This window comes from Methylosinus sp. H3A (assembly GCF_015709455.1).
Taxonomy (GTDB): domain Bacteria; phylum Pseudomonadota; class Alphaproteobacteria; order Rhizobiales; family Beijerinckiaceae; genus Methylosinus.
The window spans coordinates 3,571,065-3,589,248 of the sequence record NZ_JADNQW010000005.1 but is presented as its reverse complement, the minus strand read 5'-3'; the positions used below and the strand labels follow the sequence as shown (position 1 = coordinate 3,589,248).

The 18,184-nt window shown below is 64.2% G+C and carries 17 protein-coding genes, 1 tRNA gene and 1 riboswitch; of the genes, 12 read left to right on the top strand and 6 right to left on the bottom strand.

Annotation, left to right across the window (positions count from 1 at the left end; translation table 11 throughout):
• Nucleotides 1-62: 62 nt before the first annotated feature.
• From IY145_RS19575 to IY145_RS19560, 4 genes are all read left to right on the top strand, one after another.
• Entirely contained in the window at nt 63-563 is a 501-nt protein-coding gene (locus tag IY145_RS19575) for an RNA polymerase sigma factor (RefSeq protein ID WP_196409740.1), read from the top strand.
• A 72-nt stretch (nt 564-635) separates the two neighbouring features.
• Entirely contained in the window at nt 636-1,583 is a 948-nt protein-coding gene (locus IY145_RS19570) for a FecR family protein (protein WP_196409739.1), read from the top strand.
• A 123-nt stretch (nt 1,584-1,706) separates the two neighbouring features.
• A complete protein-coding gene (locus tag IY145_RS19565; protein WP_196409738.1) occupies nt 1,707-4,256 on the top strand; it encodes a TonB-dependent receptor in 2,550 nt (849 codons plus the stop codon).
• Between the two features lie 95 nt (nt 4,257-4,351).
• On the top strand, nt 4,352-5,317 hold the full coding sequence (locus tag IY145_RS19560; RefSeq protein ID WP_246722110.1) for an alpha/beta fold hydrolase: 966 nt from the start codon (nt 4,352-4,354) through the stop codon (nt 5,315-5,317).
• Between the two features lie 74 nt (nt 5,318-5,391).
• On the opposite strand, the gene IY145_RS19555 is transcribed toward IY145_RS19560, so the two are convergent.
• The 3 genes from IY145_RS19555 to IY145_RS19545 form a co-directional block, all read right to left on the bottom strand.
• On the bottom strand, nt 5,392-5,841 hold the full coding sequence (locus IY145_RS19555) for a hypothetical protein (RefSeq protein WP_196409737.1): 450 nt from the start codon (nt 5,839-5,841) through the stop codon (nt 5,392-5,394).
• A 131-nt stretch (nt 5,842-5,972) separates the two neighbouring features.
• A complete protein-coding gene (locus IY145_RS19550; RefSeq protein WP_196409736.1) occupies nt 5,973-6,419 on the bottom strand; it encodes a hypothetical protein in 447 nt (148 codons plus the stop codon).
• Nucleotides 6,420-6,478: 59 nt separating this feature from the next.
• Nucleotides 6,479-6,541, bottom strand: a riboswitch (Fluoride riboswitch).
• A 79-nt stretch (nt 6,542-6,620) separates the two neighbouring features.
• The gene (locus tag IY145_RS19545) at nt 6,621-7,265 is read right to left on the bottom strand and encodes a hypothetical protein (protein WP_196409735.1); all 645 of its coding nucleotides are present in this window, start codon (nt 7,263-7,265) and stop codon (nt 6,621-6,623) included.
• 292 nt (nt 7,266-7,557) lie between these two features.
• On the opposite strand from IY145_RS19545, the gene pal reads away from it, so the two are divergent.
• On the top strand, nt 7,558-8,067 hold the full coding sequence (gene pal, locus IY145_RS19540; RefSeq protein WP_196409734.1) for a peptidoglycan-associated lipoprotein Pal: 510 nt from the start codon (nt 7,558-7,560) through the stop codon (nt 8,065-8,067).
• Nucleotides 8,068-8,194: 127 nt separating this feature from the next.
• Nucleotides 8,195-8,271: transfer RNA gene (locus tag IY145_RS19535), tRNA-Trp, on the top strand.
• Between the two features lie 177 nt (nt 8,272-8,448).
• Here IY145_RS19535 and IY145_RS19530 read toward each other — a convergent pair.
• Complete coding sequence (locus IY145_RS19530; RefSeq protein ID WP_196409733.1) at nt 8,449-8,856, bottom strand: hypothetical protein; 408 nt, start codon at nt 8,854-8,856, stop codon at nt 8,449-8,451.
• A 167-nt stretch (nt 8,857-9,023) separates the two neighbouring features.
• On the opposite strand from IY145_RS19530, the gene IY145_RS26200 reads away from it, so the two are divergent.
• The gene (locus tag IY145_RS26200; protein ID WP_281433676.1) at nt 9,024-9,158 is read left to right on the top strand and encodes a hypothetical protein; all 135 of its coding nucleotides are present in this window, start codon (nt 9,024-9,026) and stop codon (nt 9,156-9,158) included.
• Nucleotides 9,159-9,707: 549 nt separating this feature from the next.
• Here the strand turns inward: IY145_RS26200 and IY145_RS19525 are convergent.
• On the bottom strand, nt 9,708-10,538 hold the full coding sequence (locus IY145_RS19525; protein ID WP_196409732.1) for an intradiol ring-cleavage dioxygenase: 831 nt from the start codon (nt 10,536-10,538) through the stop codon (nt 9,708-9,710).
• A gap of 170 nt (nt 10,539-10,708) precedes the next feature.
• Here IY145_RS19525 and proB point away from each other — a divergent pair, with 170 nt between their 5' ends.
• The 3 genes from proB (at nt 10,709) to IY145_RS25350 (ending at nt 13,130) form a co-directional block, all read left to right on the top strand.
• Nucleotides 10,709-11,848, top strand: coding sequence for a glutamate 5-kinase (proB, locus tag IY145_RS19520; protein WP_196409731.1), 1,140 nt, complete (start codon nt 10,709-10,711; stop codon nt 11,846-11,848).
• 137 nt (nt 11,849-11,985) lie between these two features.
• Complete coding sequence (locus IY145_RS19515) at nt 11,986-12,780, top strand: DUF2076 domain-containing protein (RefSeq protein WP_196409730.1); 795 nt, start codon at nt 11,986-11,988, stop codon at nt 12,778-12,780.
• A gap of 95 nt (nt 12,781-12,875) precedes the next feature.
• Nucleotides 12,876-13,130, top strand: coding sequence for a hypothetical protein (locus IY145_RS25350; RefSeq protein ID WP_210332696.1), 255 nt, complete (start codon nt 12,876-12,878; stop codon nt 13,128-13,130).
• On the opposite strand, the gene IY145_RS19510 is transcribed toward IY145_RS25350, so the two are convergent.
• Nucleotides 13,099-14,373 carry a hypothetical protein gene (locus IY145_RS19510; protein ID WP_196409729.1) on the bottom strand — a complete coding sequence of 425 codons (1,275 nt, stop codon included), beginning with the start codon at nt 14,371-14,373 and terminating at the stop codon, nt 13,099-13,101. The two genes, IY145_RS25350 and IY145_RS19510, sit on opposite strands and share 32 nt — an antisense overlap.
• Before the next feature lie 589 nt (nt 14,374-14,962).
• On the opposite strand from IY145_RS19510, the gene mmoX reads away from it, so the two are divergent.
• Nucleotides 14,963-16,546, top strand: coding sequence for an aromatic/alkene monooxygenase hydroxylase subunit alpha (mmoX, locus tag IY145_RS19505; protein ID WP_196409728.1), 1,584 nt, complete (start codon nt 14,963-14,965; stop codon nt 16,544-16,546).
• Nucleotides 16,547-16,884: 338 nt separating this feature from the next.
• A complete protein-coding gene (gene tyrS, locus IY145_RS19500) occupies nt 16,885-18,150 on the top strand; it encodes a tyrosine--tRNA ligase (protein ID WP_196409727.1) in 1,266 nt (421 codons plus the stop codon).
• Nucleotides 18,151-18,184: the final 34 nt, after the last annotated feature.

Here is an 18,184-nt window from a genome sequence, read left to right as displayed (position 1 = left end):
GACAAAAAGACAGACCGGACGCCGCTTTCTGCGCCCGGCGGCCGCCGTGACGGAATGGCGCCATGTCCGACAGCAAATTCTTGTCTCTGCGCGACCTGTTCGCGCGCACGCAACGCGAGCTGACGCGGTTGCTCGCGCGGCGCGTCGGTCCCGATCACGCCCCGGACATCGTCCAGGAGGCGTTTTTGCGCGTCATGCATCGCAATATGACGGAGGAGATCGCCGATCCCCCCGCCTATCTGCGCCGCACGGCCGTCAATCTGGCGATGGATTTTTCGCGCCGGCGCCGGCTCGAGACGAAAATCTTCGTCGCCGACGCGGACGCCCCCGACGCCCTCTCCGAGGAGGCCACTGCGGAGCAGAGGCTCGACGCCGACCGGCGCGCGCGCCTGCTCGCCGAGGCGATCGAGGCGCTGCCGCCCAAATGCCGCGAGGTCTTCGTCCTGCGCATGCACGAGGACGTCCCGCAAGACGAGATCGCGGGGCGGCTCGGCATTTCCCGCAATATGGTGGACCGGCATTTGCGCATCGCCATTCAGCGCTGCCGAAGCGCGGTCCAATAGAAAAATCTCGCAGCGGCGCATCCTGATCGGCGCCCTCGTTCGTCTGTATGAGTGAGGAGTGAGTTTCGAACGATGACCGGCCGCCCGAAAGACGACCACGGAAGCGACGATTCGATCGACGCCCAGGACGCCGCCGTCATCTGGTGGGTGAGGCGCGACGCCGGACGTCTGTCGGCCGCCGAGAGCGCCGCTTTCGAGGCCTGGCTCGCCGATCCCGCCAACGCCGCGGCCTTCGATGAGATTTGCGCACTCTGCGGCGATGTGCGGGCTCTGAAGCGGCGCCACGTCACCGCCCCGGCGCCCTCGCCGCGGCGGCGTCGTCTGGCCGTAGCGGCGGCGCTCGCCGCCTCGCTCGCCGCAATGGCGAGCTTCGACGATCTTCGCCTCCTCTGGAGCGCGGACTTCCGCACCGCCACCGGCGAGACGCTCGTCGTCGGCCTCCCGGACGGGTCGAAGGTTCAACTCGGCGCAAAATCCGCGCTCGCGGTGAATTACGCCGCCGGCAAACGCGAGCTGACGCTGCTCGAAGGCGAGGCCTTCTTCGATGTCGCGACGGACGCCGCTCGGCCTTTCGTCGTCGCCGCGGCGGGCGGGACCGTGACCGCGCTCGGCACCGCCTTCGACATTGCGCTCGAGGAGACGGGCGCGCGCGTGACCGTCGCCGAGCACAAGGTCTCCGTCGCGAGCCGCGGCGAGAGGACGCTGGTCGAAGAAGGACGCCAAAGCGGTTTCGGCCCCGTTGCGCCGACGAGCGCGCCCGTCGCCGTCGCGGTGCAGGATGCGACCGCATGGCGGCGCGGCAAGCTCATTTTCGTCGATCGCCCGCTCGGCGAGGTCGTCGATATTCTCGCGCGCTATCACCGCGGCTATGTCCTCATACCGAGCGCCGCGGTCCGTAAGCTGCGGGTCACCGGCGTATTCGACGCAGCCGATCCGATCGGCGCCTTGCGCGCGATCGAATCCTCGCTCGATCTCGACGCCATTCACCTCGGCGACTATCTCGTCGTGCTGCGCGGATGAGACAGAACGCCGCATCATGCGCTCGCATTTTTTCGCAGGGCGGACGTGCGAGTTTTCGCGCTCCATTCGTCAGAGTTAACAGAGGGACTGTTTCGTCCCTGCTGAGAACTCGGAGAACGACGGATGAAGCGGCGATATTTTCGTCTCGAGAATAAGAACATGGGCGCGACAGCGATAGCGACGGCTCTGAGCGCTCTCGTCCTCGGACAAAACGCGCCGGCGACCGCGCATGTCGCAATGCCGGAAGCAGAACTTTCCGCCGCGGTGCGCAGCTATGAGATTCCGGCGGGCTCCGTCGCCTTGGCGCTCAATCGCCTCGCCGACGCCACCGGCGCGCAGCTCGTCTACAAGGCGAGGCTGACGCGCGATCTCACGACGCGCGGACTCGTCGGCGCATTCACGCTGGAAGACGCGCTCGATCGTCTGCTCGCGGGAACGGGAATCGGCTATCGCCTGGCGCGCGACGGACGCAGCGTCGCCATCGTGCTCGCGCAGAACGAGACTGTGCGCAACGACGCCGGCGCCGTTCCGCTGCCGCCGATCGAAATAGCGGCGGAACGCGAGCGCGCGCTGCGCGCCGCCGCAAAGCGCGCGGACGGCCCCTTCACGCCGATCGGCGTGACGGAGATCAGCGGCGAGGCGCTGGACGCGCAACGTCCTAATGCGAGCGATACGTCGCAACTGCTCTATGGGGCGCCGGGCGTCGATCTCTATGAAGCGGGCGGCGTGTCGCGCCTTCCCGCGCTGCGCGGCCTCGCCGACGATCGCATCAAGATTCTGCTGGGTGGCGTCGAGATCACCTCGGCTTGCGCCAATCACATGAATCCGCCGCTCTCCTATATCGATCCGAACAATGTCGGGAAGATAGAAGTGCTCTCCGGCGTGACGCCGGTGAGCAAGGGCGGCGATTCGATCGCGGGCACGATCTCCGTCGAGCCCAAGACGCCGATATTCGCCAATCCGCGCGTCGCTTCGGCGCCCGGCCTCGTTCCGTCCATCGCCCCGGGCGTCATCGCCTCAGGCTCGATCTCGGGCTTCTTCCGCAGCTCCAATAGTGGATTCGGCGTGTCGGGAACGGCGAATGTCGCCACCGAGCATTTCAGTCTGCTCTACAATGGCGGCTATACGCGCGGCTCCGACTATCACGCCGGCGACAATGGTCCGAAGGTTCTTTCCACCGGCTTCATCTCCGAGAATCATTCGGCGACCTTCGCCTATCAGAACGACGGACATCTCTTCACGCTGAAGGGCGGCTACCAGAACATTCCCTATCAGGGCTTCGTCAATCAGCGCATGGATATGACCGCCAATCGCGCCTATTCCGTCGACGCCGGCTACAAGGGCGCGTTCGAATGGGGAAAGCTCGAGGCGCGCGCCTTCTGGCAGCATACCGCGCATGAGATGGGCTTTCTCTACGACAAGCAGCCCGCCAATATGCCGATGAATACGTCCGGAACGGACTATGGCTATTCGATCAAGGCGGAAATTCCACTCGACCCCTCGAATCTGCTGCGCGTCGGCAATGAGTTCCACGGCTATCATCTGAACGATTGGTGGCCGCCGATCGTCGCCAGCATGATGATGGGCCCCGGAACCTATTGGAACATCAATGGCGGACAGCGCGATCGCGTCGGCACATTCGCGGAATGGGAGGCGAAGTGGACGCCGCAATGGACGACATTGCTCGGCGTGCGCAACGATATCGTCTGGACGAATACGGGAGACGCGCAGGCCTATGATCCGCGCAATCCCATCCCGATGGGCATGATGAGCATGTCCAATCCAGACGCCACGGCGGCGCGTTTCTTCAATGCCCGAAGCCATGCGCGCACCGACGTCAATTTCGATATGACGGCGCTGGTTCGCTACGAGGCCGATGAGACGAGCTCCTATGAGCTCGGCTATTCGCGCAAGACGCGCTCGCCCAATCTCTACGAGCGCTACGCCTTCGGCGTCGGCGGCATGGCGAGCAGCATGATCGGCTGGTTCGGCGACGCCAATGGCTATGTCGGCAATCTCGATCTGAAGCCCGAGGTCGCGCATACCGTGTCCGTCACCGCCGTCTGGCGCGATCCCGTCCACCGCGACTGGGAGGTGAAGGCGACGCCCTATTTCAGCTATGTCGAGAATTTCATCGACGTCGACAGAATCGGCGGCTTCACCGACAAGAACGGCTCCTGGTTCCCGATCCTGCAGTTCCGCAATCACAAGGCGCAACTCTATGGCTTCGATCTCTCGGGCCGCGCCAAGCTGGTCGAGACGCCGGAGCTCGGACGGCTCACGCTTTCGGGCGTCATCGGTTATGTCTATGGCGAAAATCTCGACCGCGGCGACGGGCTCTATCACATCATGCCGCTCAATGCGCGCTTCGCTCTCGAGCATAAGCTCGGCGGCTGGAGCAACGCCGTCGAGCTGCAGCTCGTCGACAGCAAGACCCATGTGAGCACGGCGCGCAACGAGCTGAAGACGCCCTCTTACGGGCTCGTCAATCTGCGCACGAGCTATGAATGGGACGCGTTCCGCATCGATCTCGGCGTCACCAATGTCGCCGATGTGCGTTACTACTCGCCGCTCGGCGGCTTCGACTATACCAACTATAAGAAGACGAGCCTCCCCGGCGCCGTGGCCGGCCCCGGCCGATCCTTCTATGCAGGGCTGACCGTGAAGTTCTGACCCTCGCCTTTTGCGCGGTCGGACGAGTCATGCGATAGACGGGACGAGAGGCGCGCGCAGCGTCTCTCGTCCCGGCCGCAGCAGGACCGCCCGACATGCCGCTCACCGAAATGCAGCTCGTTGCGACGCCGAGCAATCCCATACCGCCCAATGCGTCGGTTTTCGCCATTCGCACCGCGGACGGACGCATGCTGCGCGCGGCCAGCTTCGCGCCACGACGCGGGGCGATCGGCACTGTGGCGCTGTTCCAGGGCCGCGCCGAATTCATCGAAAAATATTTCGAGACCATCCACGACCTGCTCGCGCGCGACTTTCATGTCGTGACGCTGGATTGGCGCGGACAGGGCGGCTCGGAGCGCGACCTCTCCGATCCGCGCAAGGGCCATGTCGACGATTTCGCGCTCTATCAGCGCGACCTCGACGCCTTCATCACCGATGCTCTGGCGCTCGAGTGCCCTTCGCCATGGTATGCGCTCGCGCATTCCATGGGCGGCGCCATTCTGCTCGACCGCGCCCATTCGGCGCGGTCGCCCTTCGATCGTGTGATCGTCGCGGCGCCCATGATCGATTTCGAAGGCTTGCGCTTTCCGATCGGCGCGCGCGCGATCGCCGACACGCTCGACATGTTCGGACTCGGCGCGATGTATGTGCCGGGCGGCGGACCGAAATCGCTCGAGGAACAGCCTTTCGAGCGCAACCGCCTCACCTCCGATCCCGCGCGCTTCGCTCGCAACGCCGATGTGCTGCGCGCCGCGCCGCATCTCGCCGTCGGCGATCCGACGGTCGGGTGGGTCAACGCCGCCTTCCGCATGATGAAGCAATTCGGTAGGCCCGACTATGCGCGCGCCGTGCGCACGCCGATCATGGCCTTTCTCTGCGGGCGCGACCGCATCGTCTCCTCCCGCGCGATCGAGCGTTTCGCTCAGCGTCTTCCGGTCGCGAGCCTCATAGAGGTTCCAGGGGCGCGCCATGAGTTGCTGATGGAGCGCGACGAATTGCGTGAGCAGTTCTGGGCGGCGTTCGACGCTTTCGTCCCCGGCGAGGCGGTGGATCGCGCCTAGCGCATGGTCCAGACGGGCGCGAAGCGGTTTTTAGAAGAGAACATGCGAGCTCCGATCGTTCTGGAGCCCGCCCATCACTCGAAGGCGGTCTGGAAGCGCACGATCGCCCGCGCGACCGGCCGCGTCGGCAGATAGCAAAAGGAATTTGTGGCGATCTTCGCCTCTTTGCAATGCTCGTGCTCGGCGTTCCACTCATAGCCGAGCCGCTCCATGCAGCCGACGATATGGTCGTGCAGCACCCTGCTGTTCTTGTGCCGCTCCTCGGGCAGTTTGGACTCGCTGTCCAGCTCGCAATCGGTCACGTCGATCTTCAGCCCGGCGAAATAACGCCCGCTGCTGCTGCTCGTCACGAAGACGAGTTCTGTGGCGACGATGAAGGCGAGGCCGATCGCAAAGGCGACGCGCGCTTTGAACTTGCTGTCGAAATAATCGATCCCGATGAAGGACAGACCGCCCAGAGCGAAAAGGCCGCCGCCGAGCACGAGCGTCAGCGGAGCCACGAAGGCGGCAATGTCCTCGTTCATCGGCACGTCTCCCGTCCGTTCCCGACAGGGCGCCGCCTTCCCCTCAGTCTCGAGGTCAAATGGAGCAAAAGCTCCGAACGGCAAGCGCCCCGCGGGCGAAGAGAGAACTTAGCCGCGCCGTCGCGCCCGGGCTATTCGAATCTCAGCTGGAATGCAGTGATGGTGCGGTCGAAGCCGCTGGCCGGCAGATAGCAATAGGGATTGGTGGCGACCGGCGCGTCCTTGCAATTGCGATGCGTCGGCGACCATTCATAGCCGGCCTCCTGCATGCAGCCGAGTATGTGCTTTTGAATGATCTTGGCGTCGCCGCCGAGTCGCGCCTCCGGATGCGCCGACTCGCCCTCCAGCTCGCAAGCGGAGGTCTGCACCTGCTGCGCCTTGAAGAAAGAGACGCTGCTGCCGGCGAGCACGACCTCCAGAGCGGCAAGTACGATAGCGCCGACGACGAGCGCGGCGATCGCTTGAACGCGCGACTTCAGAAATTGGATGTCGATGAAATAGAGACCGCCCGCAGCGATCAACGCGCATCCGATGACGAGAGCGAAGGGAGTGATGAAAACCGAGAGATCCTGATTCATAACCATTCCTCCTGCATTTTGAGCGCGAACGCCCTTACTCGATGATCTTGCGATCATCGGCTTCAGCAGGAGTCATCAGCCTCTTCGGCGGTTATAGGGGGCACCCCATCCCCTGGTCGTGACGGCTTTCGCCCCCGCGACCTTATGTAGCAAATTCGATACAGAAAGGCGGCGGCGACGTCAATGCGCCGAAAGGCGGCTTCACCGCGCCTCGGCGAATCCCAACGTCTTGACGCCGCTCTGCGCCGGCGCCGGTTCGCCGCGTGTCGCGGCGGCGATCGTCACGCCCGATTCGCCGCCCGCCGCGGCGGCGAGCGCCTCGGGCGTGTCGGAGAGAAAGGCGGCGAGCTCGTCGGCTCCGCGCGCCGCCACCTCGGCGAGCGCCCTGTCGTCGAGCAGCGTCCAGGGATCGCCCGCGCCCCTCACGGCGATCTCGTCGGTCAGACGGCGGGCGCGCCGTCCATTGCGGTCGAAGACGTCGAAGACATAGGCGAAGCGCGTCGCGCCCTCGGCGCCCGCATAGGCGGTGAGATAGCCACGCAAACGATAGGCGGCCTCCGGCTCGCCGGCGGAGGCGATGTCGCGGCTCTCGGCGGCGCGGACAAAGACCGGGCGGAAACGAGCGAGCGCCTCCTCGGGCGCGCCTTCGAAGCTGGTGAGCGCCACTGGCGCGCCGCGCGGACTGACGCCGGGGCGCGGCGTCGGACGCTGCCGCTGGGCCAGTTGCTCGGGACGCGGATGGCCGATCTCCACCGCCGTGTCGACACAGCCGGCGAGGGTGAGAGCGCCGAGAGCCGCGCAGACAGGCGCATGAAAACGACGGTCGGAGCGTTTCAGGTCGCGCATCGTCTCCGATTCCCTCCGCCGTATGATGTATGAATTGCTAACAATGATCGGCGCGGCGGTCCAGCCCCCGCATTCCCCATCCGCAATTCCCTGCGTTTCCTTTCGCGCCGTCTTTTCGCCTCACTCGCGCCATCGACCGCATCGACGATCAAGCTCACGTTAACCTTACCGGCATTCGATACGCCGCGACGAGGCGCGCAAAGCTTTCGTCAAGGTTGACGGAACCTTCGTTTAACCTCTGCGCAGATAGGACTGGCGACAGTAGAGCCGTCGTCAGAGGAGTTTCGAGGACATGGCATTCGTTTCCGCCGCGCGCGCCCTGCGCTTCGCCGCCGCCCTGCTGGCGGCGGTCTCGCTCGCCGCCTGCGCCAAGAACGCCGAGGACGAAAACGCCGCGCTCGCAGGCGCCAATGGCCGCGGCGGCTATGCGGCGCCTGGAAGCCCGCAGGATTTCGTCGTCAATGTCGGCGACCGCGTCTATTTCGAGACCGATTCGAGCGAGCTGACGTCGACGGCGCAGGCCACCCTCGACAAGCAGGCCGATTGGCTGCAGCGCTACGGGCGCTATTCCTTCACCGTCGAAGGCCATGCCGACGAGCGCGGCACGCGCGAATATAATTTCGCCCTCGGCGCCCGCCGCGCGGAAGTGGTGAAGAATTATCTCGCCTCGCGCGGCCTCGCGGCGGCGCGCATCCGCACGATCAGCTTTGGCAAGGAGCGGCCGGTCGCCGTCTGCGACGACATTTCCTGCTGGTCGCAGAACCGTCGCGCCGTGACGCTGCTCTCGGGCGGCAATTCCTGACGCCAAAATGCGCCGGGGGCTGGACCCGGCGCTCGTCCTCGACGCGAAAATGCGCCCGGGCAAGCCCCGGCGCTTGCATCCTCGGCCGCGATGCGGCATGAGAGCCCCGACGGCGCGCCGTCACCGCAGGAGTGTAGCTCAATCGGCTAGAGCACCGGTCTCCAAAACCGGGGGTTGGGGGTTCGAGTCCCTCCACTCCTGCCAGATTCAAAAATAAAGCAATAGAAATCAGGATCTTATGCCATGCGGGGCAGCGTCCGCCCCACTCGGTATGACATGCTGTTCCCCTGCCAATTCCCCCGATCAGCCTTACGGCGCCCGATGCGAGGCGCTTGCTTTTCGCCCACCAACGTAAGGTCTCGAGACCTGCCCCAACGTCATTCAGTCGTCGAGCGTTCCGGCGCCGCCGGACGGTGATCCGCGCAAACCTCGACCATCTCGAATGAACCAAGAAAGAGCCCCGCCGGTGAAGCACCGGCGGGGCTCTTTCTGCATTAACGAAATTTGATCGATTGATTTAGGCGGCCAGCAACCGTTCGTTGCTATGGGACCGGCGCGCCAATGATTGGCGTCGAACGAGGTATCGACATGTCGGTCGATCCAGATCTCGCGCGCCTCGTCGCGCGAACACTTGAGAACACCGATCGGCTTCTCGAGGACGAAAAAACCTCCTGGGACGTCGCCGTGACGGGCGTCGGGAAGGTTATAGCCGACCTCGCCAATCGCTACCCACAACACAGCGACTGGATCGAGAAGCAATATGCAGAGTGGCGGCGTAAGCATGGTCATTGAGGCATTTTTCGCAGAGGCCGTCTTTTTTCGTTGCGGCCTCCCCTAAACCCTGGTCCGATCAGCGAAAATACGGGATCGGCTCCGGGCGTAGGCACATGATTCGAAAAAATCCCACGGAATCGTCGAAGCAGTCGGCAGTCGCTGAATTCGATCGCGTATCGACGATGTTGAGCCTGATCGACTATCTGATCGTCGAGGCCAAGCAGTCAGATCCAATGGTCGAATATTTCTTGCAAATGGCGAGATTATCACTTCTGGAAGAGGAACAGGCGCGCGCCGACGTCGAAGGCCGCAATTGACGATGACGTCGCCTCGACGTTTCCCCCGCAAAACGAATAGACCGGTTGGCGCTTTCCGGCGAACGGCGACGCTCATCCTCCGGCACGCGGACGTGTCGTCCTCCGAATTTGTCCCCCAGCGCGACGGCTAACGGCACGCCCTTCTACCTGGCTGGGGGCAGCGCCGAAGAGTGGGACAGGGCCATAGACATGCCGTTGATATGATTAGATTATCCCAGCGCTGGAAAAGCGGAAGATATCTGTCCAACCCGCTGAAGCAAAACAGAATGGCTAGTCACTCCACACCTGCCAGCGCCCTCACCCGGATTTACACGATCGCTTTCTTCCCGCGGCCGCTCCAGCGAGCGCCGATCGCGGAAAACTGTCGGCGAATACAAAAACGCCCCGCCTGTTCATCCGAGGTCGGGGCGTTTCTCGCTTCGGCTCCTGACGAAGCCGGAATGATCGCAGACTGAGAGCGCCCTGTGGCGAAAGCAAGGCGTCGCCGCGCGGTCGAGCCGCAGTGTCTGCGTGAATCAGATCCGGGCTCGCGACACGGGTTTGCGATGATCAGCCGGCCTTTGGAATCAGCGCCTTCAAACGCTCTGCGCCTTCCGGAACCGCACGGCGCGGCGGTCCCCCGGGAGGCGGTCCGCCGAGCGGCGGGCCGGCGAAATGGTCGCCACGCGGCGGCGGCTGGAAGGGCGGCGGCGGCACGGCGCGCACCGCCTTTCGGTCGATTCGCACCTGCAGCGTCGCGACATAGCGGCCCGCGCTCTCGCGCACCTCGCCGCGCGTCGTCTCGCCGGCGGCGAGCGCTATTCCATCCGTCGAATTCAGCGTGTCGCGCAGACGGCCGCGCGCATAGTCGCCGAGATTGGCGTAGAGGAATTCGCTCAGCGCGTCGGGCAGGAATATCTGCGAGGTCAGCCGGGCGGTCGCGCCATCGATGATCTTGAAATGAACATGGGTGGTGCGGCCGGGATACCAGCCGGGATAGACGCTCGAGAAGCGCGCGCGTCCATCCGCCCCGGTGATTTGCGCGCCCCTCAGAAACGTCTTTCCCGAGAGATCGAGCCGTCTGTCCTCGCCCTGGCCGCCAAAGCCGGAATAGCGGCCCTGCGCGTCACAATGCCAGATATCGACGCGGGCGCCCGGAAAGATCGCGCCGGTTTCGTCGTGGACGATGAAAGCAATGTCCAGCGGGACGCCGGCGAGCCCTTCGGCGATGTCCGACCGCCGCAGGTCGAGATCGAGATAGAAGGGCCCCTCCTCCGCCGCCGCCGTCAATGGAGGGGCGGCGGGTTCGGGAGAGGCGGTCTCCGGAAGGACGGCGGTCGCCGAACCGGCGAGCGCCACGGCCACGAGGCCACGTCGCGTCAAAGCAATTTTCTCGCGCATCTAATTCCTCAGTCTTTGTCAGCGCGCTCAGAATGAAGCGGCGCAGTGTCGGATGCGCGGCGGAAATTCTCTCCCGCGTTTCCGGTCCATGTCCGTTCGCCGACTGGCGCGGGGTGGGCTTTCTCGGCAGACGGGCTATAAGTCGCGTCGTCAGCCATCCCGCATCTCGAATGAGCCGGTCTCCCGTGAAACGTCCAACGCTCGATTCCTTCCGCCGCATCGTCGTCAAGGTCGGCTCCTCGCTGCTCGTCGATCCTCGCGAGGCGAAGGTGAAGCGCGAGTGGCTGGCGCGGCTCGCCGGCGATCTCGCGGCTGCGCATCGGCGCGGCGCGGATGTGCTCGTCGTCTCCTCGGGCGCCGTGGCGCTGGGACGCAGCGTTCTGGGTCTGCCCTCCGGCCCGCTGCCGCTCGAGGACAGCCAGGCGGCGGCCGCCGTAGGCCAGATCGCCCTCGCCCGAATATGGGCGGAGACGCTGGGCGATCTCGGCATCACGGCGGGGCAGATTCTCGTCACCTTCGGCGATACGGAGGAACGCCGCCGTTATCTCTACGCCCGCGAATGCCTGACTCGGCTGCTCGCGCTCAGGGCGGTTCCCGTCATCAACGAGAACGACACGGTCGCGACCTCCGAGATCCGCTATGGCGACAATGACCGGCTCGCCGCCCGCGTCGCGACAATGGCGAGCGCCGATCTTTTGGTGCTGCTCTCGGACGTCGACGGTCTCTACACCGCCCCGCCGGCGAGCGATCCGAATGCCAAGCTGATCGAGATCGTTCCGCGGGTCACGGCGGAGGTGGAGGCGATGGCCGGCGGCGCCGCCTCGCAATTTTCGCGCGGGGGAATGCGCACCAAGATCGAGGCGGCCAAGATCGCGACCACCGGCGGCGCCCATATGGTCATCGCCGACGGCCGCGTGGAGGCGCCGCTCACCCGCATAGCGGAAGGTGGGCCCTGCACTTGGTTCCTCACGCCCTCCTCGCCGGTGACGGCGCGAAAAAAATGGATCGCCGGCTCGCTCGAGCCCAAGGGCGTGGTGCATGTGGACGACGGCGCGGCGCGCGCGCTGTTTTCCGGCAAGAGCCTGCTGCCGGCCGGCGTCACGGCGCTCGAAGGCGGCTTCGCGCGCGGCGATTGCGTCGTGATCCGCAATGCGGCGGGCGGGGAAATCGGTCGCGGACTCGTGACTTACGACGCATTGGACGCGGCCCGCATCATCGGCCGCTCCTCGCGCGACATAGAGGGACTGCTCGGTTTCAAAGGGCCGGACGAAATCATCCATCGCGACGACATGGCGCTCGCCGGCGACTGACGCGCCGACGCCTTGCATTTTCCGCCGTCGAAACTCGGGTCTCGAGCGCGGCCGCGGCCCTTGGCAGAGGGAAGGGGCGCTCCCATATTTCTGGCGCCACGCCCGCGAAGAGGGCGGGTTCCAACTGGGAGAGACACATGTCACCCGAAGAACGCCAACTGCTTGCCGGTCTGTTCGAGCGTACGCGCAGCGCCGCCGGCGGTCAGCGCGATCAGGAGGCGGAGAGTTTCATCGCCGAGCAGCTGAAGTCGCAGCCGGGCGCGCCCTATCTGCTGGCGCAGACCGTTCTGGTGCAGGATCAGGCGCTGCAGGCGGCCAATCAACGCCTGCAGGAGCTCGACAGCCGCGTGCATGAGCTGGAGAGCCGGCCGCAGCAGCAGTCCGGCGGGTTCCTCGGCGGCTTGTTCGGCGGCGCCCAGCGGCAGGCCCCGCCCCCGCCGCGTCCGGCCCCGCCTCCGGGCTATGGCCAGCAGCCGGCCTATCCGCAGCAGGCGCCGGGCGGTCCCTGGGGCGCGGCTCCTGCCGCAGCGCCGGGTTATGCGCCTCCCGGCTACACCCCTCCTGGTTATGCTCCTCCGGGCTATCCGCCGCAGCAGCCGGCCGCTGGCGGCGGCTTTCTGAAGGGCGCGCTGGGCGCGGCAGCGGGCGTCGCCGGCGGCGTGCTGCTCGCCGATTCGATTCGCGGCCTGTTCCATGGCGGAGCCGGCGGCGCGGGGAGCAATCTCGGCATAGGCTCGGGCTTCGAGCATGCGAACGCCGGCGGCGGCGACACGATCATCAACAACTACTACGGCGACCAGGGCGGCGCCCCCTATCCGGACGCCGGCTACGCCAATCCCGATCCGGGCGGCCCCGATGTGCAGAGCGCCGACTATGACACGGATGCCGGCGGCTTCGACGATGGCGGCGGAGACGGCGGCTTCGACGTGTGATCGGGCGAGTTCGAATTGAAATCGCGGCGCGCCTCTCCGGCGCGCCGCTTTTTTTGATCTCGATCGCCTTCATCGCTTCATTGGCCGAGCGCGATATGACGCAGAAGCTCGCAATTCTGACGCTCCCGTTTCCCTCGACGGCTTTGATCCGCGATCCCACGCTACGCACCGACGGCTCGGACTTGGCGTTCTCGATGGAGTTCGACGACGAAGGCGAGATGCGATCCGCCGGCCTTCGCTTCGTGAAGGAACGCGCATTCCGCAAGCGCTCGGAAAGCCATTGCGCCGCATGGCATGTCGCGGACGCGACACAGAGACCTAGCTCCGCTCCGTCGAGACTATTGCAGTGACGCGCGCAGACGAATTTGTCTGCGCGCCCCCTCGCTCGCTTCGACCAGCGTCGAATGTGTCGAGAAGATGCGCGAGCTTTCGGTAGAGTTCCCTATTCGCCTCGCGCCCGCCTTTCTCGAAAGGCTTCATGCGCGCGCCATGGGTCGCGGCATTGTGGTCGAAGGCTCTGCCGAACGCCTCGTCCAGCCGCTGGTGGCGCCATTTTCCTCGCTCGAGCCGATCTTCGAAGCCGAAAATCCCCTCGCCGCCGACTGGATGTGCGCGGCCGATGAACGGAAAGCGCTGAGAGATCATATTCACGACGCCGTCATTCTCGCGCCAGAGCGCCATCGTCAGCTCTCCGCTTCCCCAATCGGGCGTCGGCGCCACGGCGAAATCTGGACGTGTCGCTATGTAATTCGCCGAATCCCGCATCGTCAGATCCATGGCGCGGTCGGGGCGATGCCTTTTGCTCAGAAAGGGCAAGCCCAAAAAACTCCCCTCGCGCGTCGCGCTGGAGACGAACGAGAGATAGAGGCTGTTCTCGAAGGTCTCCAGAGACCGATTGAGGTGCGCGGCGCCGTGCAGAGTGACGTCGCATCCTAGATTGTCGCCGCTCTCGACGAAGCGGCTGGCGTCGAGTCGCTGCGCGAATAATTCGCCGCTCGCCTCTTCGCGCGTCCAATGATCGAGATGCAGATCATAGAGGCGCGACGCGCCGACGCTGGACAAAGCAGAAACGACGGAAAGGGCGCCGGCGACCAGCGCGCTCGGCAGCATTTTGGGCTTGCCCTGCTCTTCGTCGCAATAGCGATAGGCGAGTGTCGAGCCATTGAGCGGACCAGAGATGGCGACGATCGCCTCCACCCAATCGGCGCTCGAACCGACGCCCCAGAAATCCCGGGCCAGAAGATTTTGCAGCATACGGCAGGTCTGAGCGCCGGCGCTGTGGCCGATCACAATCACCGGATTTTCGGCCGACCAGCCCTCGACGAAGCCGCGGCCGGTATAATCGCGCGAGAAGCGCGCATGGCCGGCGCCGGCGCTATGGCTCTCGCCATAATCGATGCGCGCGCCGACGATCTGCGCGAAAAGCTCGCAGGCGCAATCATGGACCGAGCTGAGCGGCCCGCATTTGGCGAGATGGGTGCGAAAGCGCGGCGTAAATTGCGCCGGAGCGTCGCCCCAATAGGGAAGCCCGCCGAGATCATTCGGCCCCCATCCCATCAGGCCATGAACGAAAACGACATTGCTCGACTTCATCGATAGCGGCCCTCGTCGATCGCGACGGCTCGCAAGCTAGCAGGAAGCGATTTCTGCGTCAGGGCGGCGAAACGGTTCTGATCGCACGCGATCACGAATCACGAATTCGGCGTCAATTCTGCAATTCGTCACATGCCGCGTGATAAGGCCAATTTCGATCAGTTGTTCTGCAGAAAATTATCATACTTGCTTTACAACATATCGAAGCATATAAATATGATATTGATATATTCTAATATGAGATTAGACAATAATCTCCAATTATGATATCAGTTGTCGCATAGTTACGTGTAGGTGTGAATTTGAGCGTTCCGCATCTATGCCATTGTATTATTTATTTCCGCAAATGTCTTTTATTTAAGTGCTTATACTACGCACGCATTGCGAAATATCTGCATTTTTTAGGCGTCGTAAGATTACGGCATGCGCCTTGCTGTGAAAGACCTGACGTCGGGATTGCTTCTGGTCTGCGGGCGGCACGAGCCTCGGTGTGTCGCGCTTTGCGTTGCGAAGCGCGCGCCTGCCGCGCTCGGCCTCTGCGAACGCCTGCGCGGAACGACGTCACAAGATAAAATCTAGCGGAGGAAACATGGCTATCAGTCTCGCAACCAATGCGGCGACAGACGCGCTGAAGGTCAATCGCGCGCCGGTCGGAATCGAGCCGCAGGAAGTCCATAAATGGCTGCAGAGCTTCAATTGGGACTTCAAGGAAAACCGTACGAAATACGCGACCAAATACCGTATGGCGAACCAGACCAAGGAGCAGTTCAAGGTCATCGCCAAGGAATACGCCCGCATGGAGGCGGCCAAGGACGAGCGGCAGTTCGGCACGCTGCTCGACGGCCTCACGCGTCTGGGCGCCGGCAACAAGATTCATCCTCGCTGGGGCGAGACGATGAAGGTGATCTCGAACTTCCTCGAGGTCGGCGAATATAATGCGATCTCCGGTTCGGCGATGCTGTGGGATTCTGCCACCGCCGCCGAGCAGAAGAACGGCTATCTCGCGCAAGTGCTCGACGAAATTCGTCACACGCATCAATGCGCTTTCATCAATCACTACTATTCCAAGCACTATCACGACCCGGCCGGCCACAATGACGCGCGCCGCACGCGCGCCATCGGCCCGCTGTGGAAGGGCATGAAGCGCGTCTTCTCCGACGGATTCATCTCCGGCGACGCGGTCGAATGCTCGATCAATCTGCAGCTCGTCGGCGAGGCCTGCTTCACCAATCCGCTGATCGTCGCGGTGACGGAATGGGCGGCGGCCAATGGCGACGAGATCACGCCGACGGTGTTCCTCTCGATCGAAACGGACGAGCTGCGCCATATGGCGAACGGCTATCAGACGATCGTCTCGATCGCCAATGATCCGGCGGCGGCCAAATATCTCAACACCGATCTCAACAACGCCTTCTGGACGCAGCAGAAATATTTCACGCCGGCGCTCGGCTATCTGTTCGAATATGGCTCCAAGTTCAAGGTCGAACCCTGGGTGAAGACCTGGAACCGCTGGGTCTATGAGGATTGGGGTGGAATCTGGATCGGCCGCCTCGGCAAATATGGCGTCGAGAGCCCGGCTTCGCTGCGTGACGCCAAGCGCGACGCCTATTGGGCGCATCACGATCTGGCTCTTGCCGCTTTCGCGCTGTGGCCGCTCGGCTTCTCGCGCGTGTCGCTGCCGGACGAGCAGGACCAGGAATGGTTCGAGGCGAATTATCCTGGCTGGGCGGATCACTACGGCAAGATCTACAATGAGTGGAAGCGGCTCGGCTATGAGGATCCCAAGAGCGGGTTCATCCCCTACGCCTGGCTGCTCCAGAACGGCCACGAGGTCTATGTCGACCGCGTGTCGCAGGTGCCGTTCATTCCGACGCTCGCCAAGGGCACGGGCTCTCTGCGCGTTCACGAATACAACGGCCACAAGCATTCGCTGACGGATGATTGGGGCGAGCGCCAGTGGCTGTCGGAGCCGGAGCGCTACGAGGCGCAGAATCTGTTCGAGCAATATCTCGGCCGCGAGCTTTCGGACGTCATCGCCGAAGGCCATGGCGTGCGCTCCGACGGCGTCACGCTGATCGCGCAGCCGCATGTGCGCGGCGACAATCTGTGGACGCTCGAGGACATCAAGCGCGCCGGCTGCGTCTTCCACGACCCGCTGGCGAAGTTCGACTGATCCTCGCCCGTCGCAACCCTGCCTTCGCCGGACGCTCGCGCCCGGCGAAGCGAGCCCCCTCGAGGAGAACGCTCCCCAGAATTTCGGAACTGATCGTTGCTGCTTTTTTCGGCCGGGCCGAGCAGGTTGCGCGTCCCGCGCGCCCCTTCTCGGCCCGGCCGAACGCTACTCTCTACCTCACAGACTCGCCCTCTGGAGATTTTCTTCGGAGGGCCTTTTTTCGTGGGCTGGAACGCGAAAGGCTCCGGGGTGGGCGAAGCCCGACACCGCGAAAACGCCCCCGTCCGATAGCGCCCCTCCTTGCGCCCCGCCCGCATTCCCCGTAACACCCTGCCCCCATGTCCGACGCATTCCGCCCCAAATCCGACTTCCTCGCGACGCTCATCGAGCGCGGCTTCGTGCATCAATGCTCCGATTTCGAGGGGCTGGATGAAAAAGCCCGCTCCGGCGAGCTCGTCGCCTATGCGGGCTTCGACTGCACCGCCTCGTCGCTGCATATCGGCAATCTCATGTCGATCACTCTGCTCGCCTGGCTGCAACGCGCCGGCGGCAAGCCTCTCCCGCTCGTCGGCGGCGGCACGACGCGGGTCGGCGATCCCTCCGGCAAGGACGAGAGCCGCAGGCTCCTCACGATCGAGACGATCGACGCCAACAAAGCCTCCATCAAGACCGCTTTCGAGAAGTTCCTCACCTTCGGCGAACGCAAGACCGACGCGATCCTGCTCGACAACGCCGAATGGCTGACGAGCCTCAACTACATCGACTTCCTGCGCGACGTCGGCCGGCATTTCTCGGTCAACCGAATGCTGTCGATGGATTCGGTGAAGCTGCGGCTCGAGCGCGAGCACGAGCTCTCCTTCATCGAATTCAACTATATGTGCCTGCAGGCCTATGATTTCGTCGAAATCAGCAAGCGCTATGGCGCCACGCTGCAGCTCGGCGGCTCCGACCAATGGGGCAATATCGTCATGGGCATCGATCTCGGCCGGCGCCTCGGAACGCCACAGCTCTATGCGCTGACGGCGCCGCTGCTCACCACGGCTTCCGGCGCGAAGATGGGCAAGACCGCCGCGGGCGCGGTCTGGCTCAACGCCGACCAGCTCTCGCCCTACGACTATTGGCAATATTGGCGCAATACGGAGGACGCCGACGTCGTCCGCTTCCTGAAGCTGTTCACCTTCCTGCCGCTGGACGAGATCGAGAAGCTCGCCGCGCTCGGCGGCGCCGAGATCAATGAAGCGAAGAAGGTTCTGGCCACCGAGGCGACTGCGCTGCTGCATGGGCGCGAGGCGGCCGAGCTCGCCGCCGAGACGGCGCGCCGCACTTTCGAGGAGGGCGCGCTCTCCCTCTCTCTGCCCAAAGTCGCTGTAGCGGCGAGCGAAGTGGCGGCGGGCATCGGCGTGCTCACCGCCTTTGTGAAGGCGGGGCTGGTCGCCTCCACCGGCGAAGCGCGCCGGCAGATCAAGGCCGGCGGTCTGCGCGTCAATGACGCTCCCGTCACCGATGAGAAGGCCGTGCTGTCGGAGAAGGATTTCGCCGAGGGCGTCGCCAAACTGTCACTCGGCAAGAAGAAGCATGTGCTGCTGGAGCGGGTCTCGGAGTAGATCGTCCCTCCCCGACCGCAGCGGAGCAAAAATC